Here is a 13,383-nt window from a genome sequence, read left to right on the forward strand (position 1 = left end):
CCCGCACGGCGGCAACGGATTACCATGACCTCATACAACCTCACGCACCTGAAACAGCTGGAAGCGGAAAGCATCCACATCATCCGGGAAGTGGCAGCCGAGTTCGACAACCCGGTCATGCTCTACTCGATCGGCAAAGATTCAGCCGTGATGCTGCACCTTGCCCGCAAGGCGTTCTATCCGGGCAAGCCGCCGTTCCCATTGATGCACGTGGACACCACCTGGAAGTTCAAGGACATGATTGATTTCCGGGACCGCAAGGTAAAGGAATATGGCCTGGACCTGATCGTTCACAAGAATGAGGACGGTATCAAGCAAGGCATCGGGCCCTTTACCCATGGTAGCGCCAAGCATACAGATGTCATGAAAACCCAGTCTTTGAAGCAGGCGCTGGACAAGTACAAGTTTGATGCAGCCTTCGGTGGCGCTCGCCGCGACGAAGAAAAATCCCGAGCCAAAGAGCGCGTTTACTCATTCCGGGATGAATACCATCGCTGGGATCCGAAAAACCAGCGTCCCGAGCTGTGGAACATCTATAACGGCAAGATCAACAAAGGCGAGAGCATCCGGGTATTCCCCCTATCCAACTGGACAGAGCTGGATATCTGGCAGTACATCTACCTTGAGAATATCGAAATTGTTCCCCTCTATTACTCGGCGGTGCGTCCGGTGGTTGAGCGTGATGGCACGCTGATCATGGTCGACGACGATCGCATGCCCCTGAAAGAGGGCGAGAAACCAATGATGAAATCCATCCGCTTCCGAACCCTCGGCTGCTACCCGCTGACCGGCGCCATTGAATCCGAGGCAGACACCCTGCCTGAGATTATTCAGGAAATGCTGCTGGCCACCAGCTCCGAACGTCAGGGCCGCGTCATCGACCATGACTCAGCCGGCTCCATGGAACAGAAAAAGCGGGAAGGGTACTTCTAAGATGTCACACCAGTCTGATCTGATTGCAGAAGATATTCAGGCCTACCTGAAGCAACATGAGAACAAGGAACTGCTGCGTCTGCTGACCTGCGGCAGTGTGGATGACGGTAAGAGCACACTGATCGGTCGCCTGCTTCACGACACCAAGATGATCTACGAAGATCACATGGCAAGCCTGAAGACCGACAGCGCCAAGATGGGCACCACCGGGGAAAAGCTGGATCTGGCCTTGCTCGTGGATGGCCTGCAGGCCGAGCGGGAACAGGGCATCACCATTGACGTGGCCTACCGCTACTTCTCTACCGACAAACGCAAATTCATCATTGCCGACACCCCGGGGCACGAGCAATATACCCGGAACATGGCCACAGGCGCGTCAACCGCCCAGGTCGCCATCCTGATGATCGATGCCCGTTACGGTGTACTGACTCAAACCCGTCGTCACTCATACATTGCCTCTTTGCTGGGCATTCGCCACATCGTTGTGGCCATCAACAAGATGGACCTGGTGGACTTCAGTGAAGAGCGTTTCAACGAAATCAAGGATGAGTACCTGGCCTTTGCGGCGAAGCTTGGCCTCAAGGACATCCGGTTCGTACCGATTTCAGCCCTTGAGGGCGACAACGTGGTTAACCGGAGCGAGAACACGCCCTGGTTTACCGGTCAGCCGCTGATGGAAATTCTGGAAACGGTTGAGGTCTCCCGCGATAAGAATCTGGAGCACTTCCGCTTCCCGGTTCAGTATGTCACCCGTCCTGACCTGAACTTCCGTGGCTTCTGCGGCACCATCGCCTCCGGTGTGGTTCGGCCCGGTGAGCAGGTCATGGCGCTGCCCTCACGGCGCATCAGCACCGTGAAGGAAGTGGTTACTTTTAACGGTAACCTCGACGAAGCCTATATCGACCAGGCCGTCACGCTGACCCTGACTGATGAAATCGACATCAGCCGCGGCGACATGCTGGTTAAGGTCGAAGACGAGCCGGAAGTGGGCAACCGTTTCAACGCAAATATCGTTTGGATGACCGATGCGCCGCTGGAAACCGGTCGGCTGTATGACATCAAGCTCGGGCCGACTTTCACCTCTGGTACGGTCAAGGCGATCCATCACCAGACCGACGTGAACACACTGGAACAGCAGGCAAACCCGGAAAAATTACAGCTGAACGAAATCGGTCTGTGTGAGCTTACCCTCAGCCAGCCGATCGCCTTTGACGCCTACCAGCGCAACCACGCGACGGGCAGCTTCATTGTGATCGACCGGCTCACGAATGTGACCATCGGTGCCGGCATGGTTGCCGGACTGGCGGATGGGAGTGAATCTCTTGATCCGGTCTCTGTTGAAGAGCGCGAGCGCCGTCTGGCCCAGAAGCCGGCCATCATTGCCTGTAATGGCAGACAGGCGCCGGCCCTGGCCCTCGCCGTGGAGCGTGCGCTGTTTGATCAGGGCAAGACCTCGGTGGTGGTCAGTGAGGAAAACGCGGGTGATGCCGACGAGCGTCGTCGCGCTGCGCAACTGTTGACGGCTCACGGCCTGATCGCCATAGCCGTCAATCTGGGCATTGACGTGGCCAATGCTGAGGTGAATGCGGACAGCGAACAGGAAATACCGCAGGCAGTCAGTGAGTTATTGCAGTCACTGGTTCGCACCAAGCGGATTTAAGATCCACCCTTGACCGTCAGGGAGTTTGATAAATCTCTTCTTGTCCGTGAATGTCTTGGTTGTCCGTGGCAAAATCTCCGGCCCCGAAGTTAACCTTCGGGGCTTTTTCGTTCTGTAACCTGGGATTTTCTGATTATGGCCATCAAACACCTTCGCACCGCCTTTGCCAGCCAGTACCAGCCGGGCCAGCCCGCCCGCCTTGTCAGTGGCGAAGCCCTGCAGGAACCCGGTGGCGATTACGAAGCACTGCACAAGCAGATGAAGCGACTGTTCAACAGCAAACCCGGTAAGAAGTACGGTCGGTTTTCAGAAGATATTGGCGAGTCCCCGTTCAGCAGCTGGCTCAAGGATTATCTCGAAGACAAACAAAGCTTCGGTTCCATGAGTGACCGTCTGTTCGGACAATGGCAGGAGTTGCTGACGGGCTGCCAGGAAGAATTTCAGGGGCACCTGATGATCGTCCACGAAGCCCTTGCGGACGCCGAAGTCGTCTATCTTCTGATCCTTGAGAGCGACAGCGCACTGCGCTTTGACGGCAACCAGGCCCTCGATGCTACAGACGTGCTCAGCCTTTCCCGGCTTAACCTGGCGGTGCGCATTGAGCTGGATGACTGGCGCAGCGATAACACGGCTGAAAACTACCTGACCCTCGTTCATGGACGAGGCACCGGTGAGCCAGGGGAATTTTTCATCCGGCTCAGTGGTTTTACCAATCAGGTAGACGTAGAAAAGGAAACCATGACCTTCCTGGATGCAGTCGAGGCGTTCGCCAAATCGTCCGAGCCGGAAAAAGCCGGTGAGGTGCGCAATAAGGCTTATGAGTTTTGCAAGGAGCAGCATGCGCTGGGCGAGCCGGTAGAAATCGAGGCGCTATCCGGTTATCTGGATGAAAGCGAGCCTCAGCGGTTCAAGGAGTTTGCGTCAAAAGCTGCGGAAATGCCGGAAAGCGGCGTGCTCCACCCGGATCATCGCAAGGTCAAGAAACTCGTCCGCATCGCCGGCTCTGGCGGCGGCATGAGCGTTTCTTTTTCTTCCGACCTGGTTAACCAGGCGGTGTATTACGACCGGGACAAGGATGCTTTGACTATCACTCGGCTGCCCAAGGCATTGCGGGAGCAGTTGCAGCGCTATCTGGAGGCTCGCGAGGAGTAATTTCTCCTGGCAAGCCTGATTGGCTTGGGGCTGGCCCCGGCATGGGAGGCCTTTCTTCTGGAAAAACAACTCGCTTCGCTCAGACATCTTTTTCCGGCAGAAAGGCCTCCCACCCCGTGACCGACCAGGCCAATGAATGATGGCGGGGTCAATCCGGTTCTTTGTCAGCCACTGGTACTTCACCCCCATTCCACCTCGGACGGTTCGCTCTAAGCTTCCGGACTTCCTGCATCCATCCCACGCCGTCGATTAACTCGCCGGTTTCAGGGTCAATTGGCGGGTATGGCAGTTTACGGTCGTCGCAGTAGCGTTTCACCGTTGGCTGGCACCAGCAGAACAGAAGGCGGTTGTATTCGTCATCCGGCAGCCTGGGTTGGTCAAACATTCCAGCCAGCTTTCTTTGCCGCTGGGCCTCGGACAGGATAATGGCGCAGGCTGCGGAGACGTTCAGGGACTCCACCATCCCCATCATCGGAATCACAATGTGCTCGTCGGCCTGATCGGCGGCACTGGCACTGACCCCGTCCACTTCGTTGCCCAGGATGACTGTGCATGGCTTCGTAAAATCGGCTTCCCGAAAATCAATCGCCCGGTCTGAAAGCTGAGCAGCGTAGAGTTTGTGACCCTGCCCCTTGAGGTGTTTGACGGCCTCATCCATGCCTCGATGGGTATGGGTTGTCACCCAGTTATAGCTGCCACCTGCGGTTTTACGGAACGCCCGGAAGCCTTCTCTGGGCCAGACGACGTGCATATCCGCCAGACCGAATGCATCACAGGAGCGGATTATCGCGGACAGGTTTCGGGGTTTGTGAACCTGGTCGGTCAGTACGCTGAGATCCGGCTGGCGCGTATCCAGGGTTTGTTTGATTCGGGCGAGGCGTTCAGGGGTCATGTGAATTCAGAATCTGTAAATACGAAAGCCGGGAATAATACCACAATGAACTAGCAACTAGCCGAGACAAAGGTGGTTGCAGATTGATCACCCCGTTATAATGCTCAGTTCCTTTTTTATCGTGCCCGCTATGCAGATTTACAAACCCCGGCGCAACATCCACCAGATTACGTGAGACCCATGGCCAAAAAGCTGTACATCAAAACCCACGGCTGCCAGATGAACGAATATGATTCATCCCGCATGGCAGACCTGCTGCGCACCGGCGAAACCGTCGAAATGACGGACACCCCCGAGAACGCAGACATCCTGTTACTGAACACCTGCTCCATTCGTGAAAAAGCCCAGGAGAAAGTGTTTCACCAGCTCGGCCGCTGGAAAAAGCTCAAGAGCAAAAAACCAGACCTGATTATTGGCGTTGGTGGCTGTGTTGCCAGCCAGGAAGGCCAGGCCATCATCGATCGGGCTCCGTATGTGGATATGGTGTTCGGTCCGCAGACGCTACACCGCCTGCCGGACATGATTACCGAAATCCGGACCAAGGGTGATGGCGTTGGGGTAGTCGATGTCAGCTTTCCGGAAATCGAGAAGTTCGACAACCTGCCAGAGCCAGGCGCAGACGGCCCCTCAGCGTTTGTCTCGATCATGGAAGGCTGTAGCAAGTACTGCACTTTCTGTGTGGTGCCCTACACCCGTGGCGAGGAAGTCAGTCGCCCGGCAGACGATGTCATTGCGGAAGTTGCACATCTGGCCAATCAGGGTGTGCGCGAAGTAAACCTGCTGGGGCAGAACGTGAACGCCTACGGTGGCGAAACCCACGACGGCGACACCATGGACCTGGCGGAGCTTATTACCCTTATCGCTGCCATTGATGGCATCGACCGGATTCGCTATACCACCTCTCACCCGGTGGAGTTCACCGATGCCATGATTGAGGTCTACGAGCAGGTTCCGGAACTGGTCAGCCACCTGCACCTTCCGGTACAAAGTGGCTCCGACCGCATTCTGGCAGCTATGAAGCGCGGCCATACGGCTCTGGAGTACAAGTCCAAGCTCCGCCGCCTGCGCAAAATTCGCCCCGACATCAGTTTTTCCTCGGATTTCATTATCGGGTTCCCCGGCGAAACCGAGAAGGATTTTGAAGACACAATGAAGCTTATTAACGACATCGGCTTCGACATGTCCTTCAGCTTTGTTTACAGCGCACGTCCGGGCACTCCGGCGTCTGATCTGCCAGACGACACGCCCATGGATGTGAAGAAACAACGTCTTAGCATCCTTCAGGACCGGCTCAACCAGAACGTAATGGACATCAGCCGAAAGATGGTTGGTACCACACAGCGGATTCTGGTGACCGGCCTGTCCAAGAAAGACCCCGGGGAATATGCGGGGCGCACGGAAAACAACCGGATTGTTAACTTCCGCCACGAGAACCCCGAGGTGGTCGGGCACTTTATTGATGTCGAGATTGTTGAGGCTTACGCCAACTCTCTTCGCGGGGTGCCAGTGGATTCAGAGATGTATTGATTTCCGGATCAAGCCCAACCCTGATCTGGAACGTGGCGGGTGACCGGATTTTTTTGACCTCGCCCCAAATAGGTTATGCACACTCCCCGGTAAACCACGGGAGTAAATCATGGAGAAAACTTGAACACCAACGATCACAGACAGTTTGACCTGCATCCCGTAGACCAGCGACGCCTGGCAACGCTATGCGGCCAGTTCGATGAAAACCTGAAGCAGATTGAGCGGCGCCTGCAGGTGAAGGTTGGCCGGCGTGGTCATCACTTCCGTGTGGAAGGTGAAACCGAGCACGTCGCTGCGGCTGTTGAGGTGATCCGTCACCTTTACCGGGAAACCGAAGCCTCTGACGACATCCCACCAGATACCGTACACCTGTTTATCCGGGAAACCGGCTTTGAACGCCTGCCGGAAGATGTGCCGTTTGACGGTGCCGTAACGGTGATCAAAACGCCCAAGCTACAGGCCAAACCCCGCGGCGCGAACCAACAGAAGTACGTTCATAGCATACGCTCCCACGACATCAACTTCGGTATTGGGCCTGCGGGTACGGGCAAGACCTGGCTGGCGGTTGCCTGTGCGGTTGAGGCGCTGAAGGACGAGCAGGTGAAGCGGATTCTGCTGGTGCGGCCTGCGGTGGAGGCCGGCGAGAAGCTGGGATTCCTGCCCGGCGATCTGGCCCAGAAGGTGGATCCTTACCTGCGCCCGCTCTACGATGCACTTTATGAGATGCTGGGCTTTGATCAGGTAACCAGGCTGATTGAAAAAAGTGTGATTGAAATTGCACCACTGGCTTTCATGCGGGGCCGGACACTGAACAACTCTTTTATCATTCTGGATGAGAGCCAGAACACCACCCGGGAGCAGATGAAGATGTTCCTGACCCGGATCGGCTTTGGCTCAACGGCAGTCATCACCGGTGATACGACTCAGGTCGACCTGCCACGGGGACAGAATTCCGGCCTCATTCATGCCGCCGGCGTGCTTGGCAAAGTCCCCGGCATCGGCTTTACCCGCTTTGGCGCGAAGGACGTTGTGCGCCATCCGCTGGTACAACGCATTGTTGAAGCCTACGACTCGTTTGATGATGGGAGTACCGCAAACCAGTGAGTGAGCTGACGGTCGATTTCCAGAACGTTTATGACGGCCCCGGTGTGCCCGAGGCTTCCCTCTTTCAGACCTGGGCACAAGCCGCCTGGCAGCATGAAAATCCATCCGAGGTGACGATTCGTATTGTCGGAGCACTTGAAAGTCAGGGCCTGAATCATGAGTATCGCGGGAAGGACAAACCCACCAACGTGTTGTCCTTTCCATTTGAAGCGCCAGCCGGTATAACGGTTTCATTGGCCGGAGATCTAGTTATTTGCGCGCCAGTAGTTGAACATGAGGCTGTGGAGCAACATAAAGAAGCGGTAGCTCACTGGGCTCACATGGTGGTGCATGGCATGTTGCATCTCCAGGGCTACGATCACATCGAAGACGGCGATGCCGAGGTCATGGAAGCCCTCGAAGTCCGGTTGCTGGCGCAGCTTGGATTTGGCAACCCTTACGAAGCAGAGGAAACGGAAAAAGACTCATGAGCGACGATCAGTCGAGTCGCAGTCAGGGCGGAAAGTCCTGGCTGGAACGTATATCACAGGCCTTTTCCAGCGGGCCTGAGTCCGTAGAGGACGTGCTGGAAATCCTGAGGGACGCCGAGTCCCAGAACATCATCGATACCGACGCAATGAGCCTCATTGAGGGCGCCATGCAGGTCATCGATATGCGCGTGGAAGAAATCATGATTCCGCGCTCCCAGATGGTCACGGTCAAGGCATCCCAGGAGCCGAAAGAGTTTCTTGGAGAAATCATTTCCTCTGCCCACAGCCGCTTTCCTGTTATCGGCGACAGTCCGGATGACGTCATCGGTGTACTCCTCGCCAAGGACCTGCTGCCGCTGGCCCTGAACAACGACCTTAACTGGTCCAATATCCGCGAGATTCTTAGGCCACCTACCTTCGTGCCGGAGAGCAAGCGCCTCAATCAGCTGCTCAAGGAATTCAAGGAAAACCGCAATCACATGGCCATCGTGGTGGACGAGTACGGCGGAACGGCCGGGTTGATCACGATTGAAGACGTGCTGGAACAGATTGTTGGTGAAATCGAAGACGAGCACGATTTCGACGAAGAGACCCATATCAAGGCACGCGGAGATGGAACTTACGCGGTCAAGGCGGTCACTCCGGTTGATGATTTCAATGAGTTCTTCAAGACCGATCTGGACGAGGAAGACTTCGATACCATTGGCGGTCTTGTACTCAAGGAGTTCGGTCACCTGCCCAGAAGGGGTGAGACGGTTGCATTCTCTGGCTTGCGCTTTACTATTGCCAACGCCGATAACCGTGTCATCCGTCTGTTGCAGGTAACCCGAAGTGACCAGTGACTCTGCTGAAATTCGGGGATTGAAGTCCCCGTTATCCGCTAACGGCGTGCTGGGCTCGGCGGCTCTCCTGGTAGCCGGCGCCCTGCAAACGCTGACGTTTTCTCCTTTCAATTTCTGGTGGCTGGGGCCGGTCTCGATCCTGCTCATTCTGCTGGTGACCGTTCCGCTGAAACCGGAGAAGCTGTTCAAAGCGGGCTGGCTGACAGGGTTGGGACTTTTCGGCAGCGGAGCAAGCTGGGTTTATATAAGCATCAGCGAATACGGCAATACGTCCGTGCCTGTTGCCATCCTGCTAACGGTATTGTTTGTAGCCGGGCTGGCACTTTTTCACGGCCTGGCATTCTGGTTCTGGGGTAAGCTTGCGAAAGACAGTCCCATCCGCAGGCTGATCCTGTTCCCGGCCATATGGATTCTTGGTGACTGGCTCCGCGGCTGGCTTCTCACCGGATTTCCCTGGTTATACCTTGGCACCGCGCACACCGACGGACCTCTCGCAGGTCTGGCCCCGCTTGTCGGGGTGCATGGCATCACACTCTGGATCACGGTAACTGGTGCAGCGCTCTATGGCATGTGGTGGCTAATTATTCACCTTCGCCATGTTGCTGCCGCCATCACAACTGTTATTGCCCTGGTGCCCTGGCTCGTCGCCCCGGCCATGAATCGTCTGGACTGGACCGAAATAAGCAAAGAGCCCACAAGCTTTGCCGCTATGCAGGGCAATATTCCCCAGCAAATCAAATGGGACCCCGACTTCCTGAAAGACCAGATCGTGACTTATCTGGGCATGACCGAAGAGTACTGGAAAACAGACCTGATTCTGTGGCCTGAAACGGCGATTCCGATTCCACAGGACCAGGCGGGAAAGATCATCGAACACATCGACCAGCAACTGGGTGAAAACAGCACCCTGATCACTGGCATACCCTGGTACGGATTCAGCGACCGCATCGAAGACTTCACTTTCCACAACAGCATCATGGCTGTCGGAAACGGTGAAGGCATCTATCACAAGCAGAAACTGGTGCCTTTCGGCGAGTATGTGCCCTTACAGGGCCTGTTACGTGGCCTGATCGGGTTCTTCGACCTGCCAATGAGCAGTTTCAGCCCAGGACCGGAATACCAGGGTCCGCTGAAAGCCAACGGCATAAATATCATGCCGTTTATCTGCTATGAAGTGGCCTACCCGGACTTTGTCGCATTTAACAGCCGCAAGGCCAATCTTCTCCTCACCATCAGTAATGATGGCTGGTTCGGAGATTCCATCGGCCCCTTACAGCACCTCCAGATTGCCCGCATGCGCGCGTTGGAAACCGGGCGCTACATGCTTCGAGGCACCAATAACGGCGTAACAGCCATTATTGATAACAAAGGCGTTGTAACCGAGACTATTCCTCATTTCGAGCGCGCCACCCTCTCCGGCGATGTCTTCACCGCTGAAGGCAACACGCCCTACATGCAAACAGGCTCATGGCCGGTGCTGACACTGGCCGTCATCCTGATTGTTTTTGTCCGGGAACGGGTTATTCCTCGTTTCTCGGCCACCGGCTCGTAACCCGTTCGTAATAGTGGGACCCGCAGGCTTCGCAGGGTTCCAGATGACTGGTGGCCGTCAGGCAACGCATATGACTGCAGTTCAGACAGCGAAACATTCCCGCTGTCGCCACTTCACCTGAGATATAGTGGCTCGTATCTTTGTTATCCAGTTTCTGCCGCAACTCCAGGGCGTCCACGAAGGTTTGGTCCGCGACGGAGAACAGGCTGTCCGCCAGCTGGTGCTCCAGTAAAGATATATCCAGCTGCAACCATTCCTTCAGGCCTTCTCCCGTTTCCTCGACAAAGTGCAGCAGATGCTCCAGGTCCCGTTCGAGGTAAGCTCCCAGCAGGTCCGCCTCATCCCGAGTCATCTCCTCAAGCTCGTACTCAAACTCGACGGCGTTTTGTACTTCCGTCTCCAGAATCTCCAGAGAGCTTTCCTGCAACTCATTCAACCGACCCCGTACCCTCTGCAGCATGCGGTCATACGCCTCAAGGGCCTTACCGGACAAATGATTTCTTTCTGGACCTGACATGAAAACTCCTCGATTAGCCATCCCTAATGCTTTTATTCTGGCACAGTATCAGAAAATTGGCAGACTACCTGTTAAGCCTTCTGTGCGTTAGAATGTCCGGCCGCTCCGAACATCATTTTTCTACAGGGTAACTTTGGTAATGGCAGGAATGGACGAGCAATACAATCCACGTAACGTAGAAGAGCATGCCCGCAACTTCTGGCAAGAGAACAACACCTTTACCGTCAAGGAAGAGCCCGGCAAGCCAAAGTACTACTGTCTCTCGATGTTCCCCTACCCCAGCGGCAAACTGCACATGGGTCACGTCCGCAACTACACCATCGGCGACGTGATTTCCCGTTACCAGCGCATGCAGGGCAAGAACGTCATGCAACCCATGGGCTGGGATGCGTTCGGCCTGCCGGCCGAGAATGCCGCCATCGCCAACAAGACGGCACCGGCCAAGTGGACCTACGCAAACATCGAGTACATGAAGAACCAGCTCAAACAACTGGGCTTCGGTTATGACTGGAATCGCGAGCTGGCCACCTGCAAGCCGGACTACTACCGCTGGGAACAGTGGTTCTTCGCCCGTCTTTATGAGAAAGGCCTGGTGTACAAGAAGATGTCTACCGTGAACTGGGATCCGGTGGACCAGACAGTGCTGGCCAACGAGCAAGTGGTTGATGGCCGGGGCTGGCGTTCAGGAGCCGTGGTTGAACAGAAAAAGATCCCACAGTGGTTTATCCGCATCACCGACTATGCCGAAGAACTGCTGAAAGATCTGGATCAGTTGGAGGACTGGCCCGAACAGGTCAAGACCATGCAGCGTAACTGGATCGGCAAGTCCGTTGGTACCGAGCTGACCTTCCCGCTGAAAGACAGTGATGACGGGTTGACGGTATACACCACCCGCCCGGACACCCTGATGGGGGTCAGCTACATGGCGGTGGCCGCCGAGCACCCGCTGGCAAAGGCGTCGGCAGAACGCCATCGCGATGTGGCAGAATTCGTGGAAGAGTGCCGCAACAGCAAGGTCGCTGAGGCCGAGCTGGCCACCATGGAAAAGAAAGGCATCGATACCGGCTTCAAGGCTGTCCATCCGCTGACTCAGGAGGAAATCCCGGTCTGGATCGCCAACTTTGTTCTCACTGATTACGGAACAGGTGCCCTGATGGCGGTTCCGGGCCACGATGAGCGGGATCACGAATTTGCCCTGAAATACCGTCTGCCCATCAAACAGGTGATTGCCGCCAGAGACGGTCGGGAAATCGACGTTCAGGAGATCGCGTTCACTGAGAAAGGTACGCTTGTTTCGTCCGGTAAATACAGCGGACTGACCAGTGAAGAGGCGTTCGATGAAATTGCCGAGTACCTGGAAGAACAGGGCATTGGCAAACGGACTGTTAACTACCGCCTGAGAGACTGGGGTGTTTCACGCCAGCGTTACTGGGGCGCACCAATCCCGATGATGACACTGGAAGACGGCACTGAGCGTCCGGTCCCCGACGATCAGCTGCCGGTCAGGCTTCCGGAAGACGTCGAGATGGACGGCGTTCAGTCTCCCATCAAGGCAGATCCGGAGTGGGCCAAGACTGACTTCGAGGGCCAGCCGGCTACGCTGGAAACCGATACCTTTGACACCTTCATGGAATCCTCCTGGTATTACGCCCGGTTCTGCAGCCCCAACTACGACAAGGGTATGCTGGACCCTGCAGCTGCTAACTATTGGCTGCCGGTTGATCAATACATCGGCGGTATCGAGCACGCTATTCTCCATCTGCTGTACGCACGATTCTTCCACAAGCTGCTGCGTGATGTAGGCCTGGTAACCAGTTCCGAGCCATTTAACCGCCTGCTTTGCCAGGGCATGGTTCTGGCGGAAACTTACTTCCGTACAGATGACTCCGGCAAAACAACCTGGATTGCGCCAGCCGACGTCACGGTTGAGCGTGACAGCAAAGGTCAGGTTATCAGGGCCATTCATAAAGAGGACGGCGAGCCGGTGGAAATTGGTGGCGTCACCAAGATGTCCAAATCCAAGAACAACGGCATCGATCCCCAGGCCATTATCGATCAACACGGAGCAGATACGGTTCGCCTGTTCATGATGTTCGCAGCGCCGCCCGAACAATCACTGGAATGGTCGGACAGTGGCGTGGAAGGTGCGCATCGTTTCCTCAAGCGCCTGTGGCGCATGGTAAGTGAGCACACATCAGCTGGCCCGGCACCAACGTTGAATGCGGCCGAACTCAATGATGCCCAGAAGGACCTGCGCCGGAAAACCCATGAGACCATCGCCAAGGTCAGCGATGATGTCAGTCGCCGCCTGACATTTAACACTGCCATTGCTGCTGTTATGGAACTACTCAACGAGGTTGGCAAGCTGTCAGACGACGCCCCCCAGAGTCGTGCCGTGCGCCAGGAAGCGCTGAACACCGCTGTGCTGGTTCTGGCCCCCATCGTCCCCCACATTTGCCACACTCTCTGGCAGGCACTGGGTCACGAGGAGCCTGTGGTCGACGCTCGTTGGCCGGAAGCCGACGAAAAAGCCATGGTGCGCAGCCAGATTCAGGTGGTGTTGCAGGTAAACGGCAAGGTTCGTGGTAAGGAAGATGTACCGACTGACATCAGCAAGGCCGACCTGGAAAAACTGGCACTCGAAAACGAGAATGTTATGCGCTTTACCGAAGGGGCCACGGTGCGAAAGGTCATCGTTGTTCCCGGCAAGCTGGTGAACGTGGTGGCCAACTGA

The 13,383-nt window shown here is 55.9% G+C and carries 11 protein-coding genes; 9 read left to right on the forward strand and 2 right to left on the reverse strand.

The annotated features are described in order from the left end of the window. Positions 1-24 precede the first annotated feature (24 nt). The 3 genes from cysD to KFJ24_RS09570 all read left to right on the forward strand — a co-directional run bounded on the left by cysD (position 25) and on the right by KFJ24_RS09570 (position 3,745). Positions 25-933, forward strand: a complete 909-nt coding sequence (cysD, locus tag KFJ24_RS09560) for a sulfate adenylyltransferase subunit CysD (RefSeq protein ID WP_250830839.1) — start codon at positions 25-27, stop codon at positions 931-933. 1 nt (position 934) lies between these two features. Further along, positions 935-2,593: a sulfate adenylyltransferase subunit CysN gene (gene cysN, locus KFJ24_RS09565; RefSeq protein ID WP_250830840.1), complete on the forward strand. Its 1,659-nt coding sequence runs from the start codon at positions 935-937 to the stop codon at positions 2,591-2,593. Between the two features lie 135 nt (positions 2,594-2,728). Continuing rightward, positions 2,729-3,745, forward strand: coding sequence for a nucleoid-associated protein (locus KFJ24_RS09570; protein ID WP_250830841.1), 1,017 nt, complete (start codon positions 2,729-2,731; stop codon positions 3,743-3,745). A gap of 148 nt (positions 3,746-3,893) precedes the next feature. Here KFJ24_RS09570 and trmH read toward each other — a convergent pair whose 3' ends face one another. Continuing rightward, positions 3,894-4,637, reverse strand: a complete 744-nt coding sequence (trmH, locus tag KFJ24_RS09575; RefSeq protein WP_250830842.1) for a tRNA (guanosine(18)-2'-O)-methyltransferase TrmH — start codon at positions 4,635-4,637, stop codon at positions 3,894-3,896. Between the two features lie 180 nt (positions 4,638-4,817). Between trmH and miaB the strand changes: the two genes are divergently transcribed. The 5 genes from miaB (at position 4,818) to lnt (ending at position 10,132) form a co-directional block, all read left to right on the forward strand. Further along, complete coding sequence (miaB, locus tag KFJ24_RS09580; protein WP_250830843.1) at positions 4,818-6,164, forward strand: tRNA (N6-isopentenyl adenosine(37)-C2)-methylthiotransferase MiaB; 1,347 nt, start codon at positions 4,818-4,820, stop codon at positions 6,162-6,164. Positions 6,165-6,284: 120 nt separating this feature from the next. Continuing rightward, positions 6,285-7,268 (forward strand): PhoH family protein, encoded by a 984-nt coding sequence (locus KFJ24_RS09585; protein ID WP_250830844.1) that lies wholly within the window; start codon positions 6,285-6,287, stop codon positions 7,266-7,268. Continuing rightward, complete coding sequence (ybeY, locus tag KFJ24_RS09590; protein WP_250830845.1) at positions 7,265-7,738, forward strand: rRNA maturation RNase YbeY; 474 nt, start codon at positions 7,265-7,267, stop codon at positions 7,736-7,738. The genes KFJ24_RS09585 and ybeY overlap by 4 nt, the downstream gene beginning before the upstream one ends. Then, positions 7,735-8,580, forward strand: a complete 846-nt coding sequence (locus KFJ24_RS09595; RefSeq protein ID WP_250830846.1) for an HlyC/CorC family transporter — start codon at positions 7,735-7,737, stop codon at positions 8,578-8,580. The genes ybeY and KFJ24_RS09595 overlap by 4 nt, the downstream gene beginning before the upstream one ends. Further along, complete coding sequence (lnt, locus tag KFJ24_RS09600; RefSeq protein WP_250830847.1) at positions 8,570-10,132, forward strand: apolipoprotein N-acyltransferase; 1,563 nt, start codon at positions 8,570-8,572, stop codon at positions 10,130-10,132. Before KFJ24_RS09595 ends, lnt begins: the two co-directional genes overlap by 11 nt. Here the strand turns inward: lnt and KFJ24_RS09605 are convergent. Next, positions 10,101-10,649, reverse strand: a complete 549-nt coding sequence (locus KFJ24_RS09605) for a zinc ribbon-containing protein (RefSeq protein ID WP_250830848.1) — start codon at positions 10,647-10,649, stop codon at positions 10,101-10,103. The genes lnt and KFJ24_RS09605 overlap by 32 nt on opposite strands. A 148-nt stretch (positions 10,650-10,797) precedes the next feature. Here KFJ24_RS09605 and leuS point away from each other — a divergent pair, with 148 nt between their 5' ends. After that, the gene (gene leuS, locus KFJ24_RS09610; RefSeq protein ID WP_250832614.1) at positions 10,798-13,383 is read left to right on the forward strand and encodes a leucine--tRNA ligase; all 2,586 of its coding nucleotides are present in this window, start codon (positions 10,798-10,800) and stop codon (positions 13,381-13,383) included.

The organism is Marinobacter sediminum, from assembly GCF_023657445.1.
GTDB lineage: Bacteria > Pseudomonadota > Gammaproteobacteria > Pseudomonadales > Oleiphilaceae > Marinobacter > Marinobacter sediminum_A.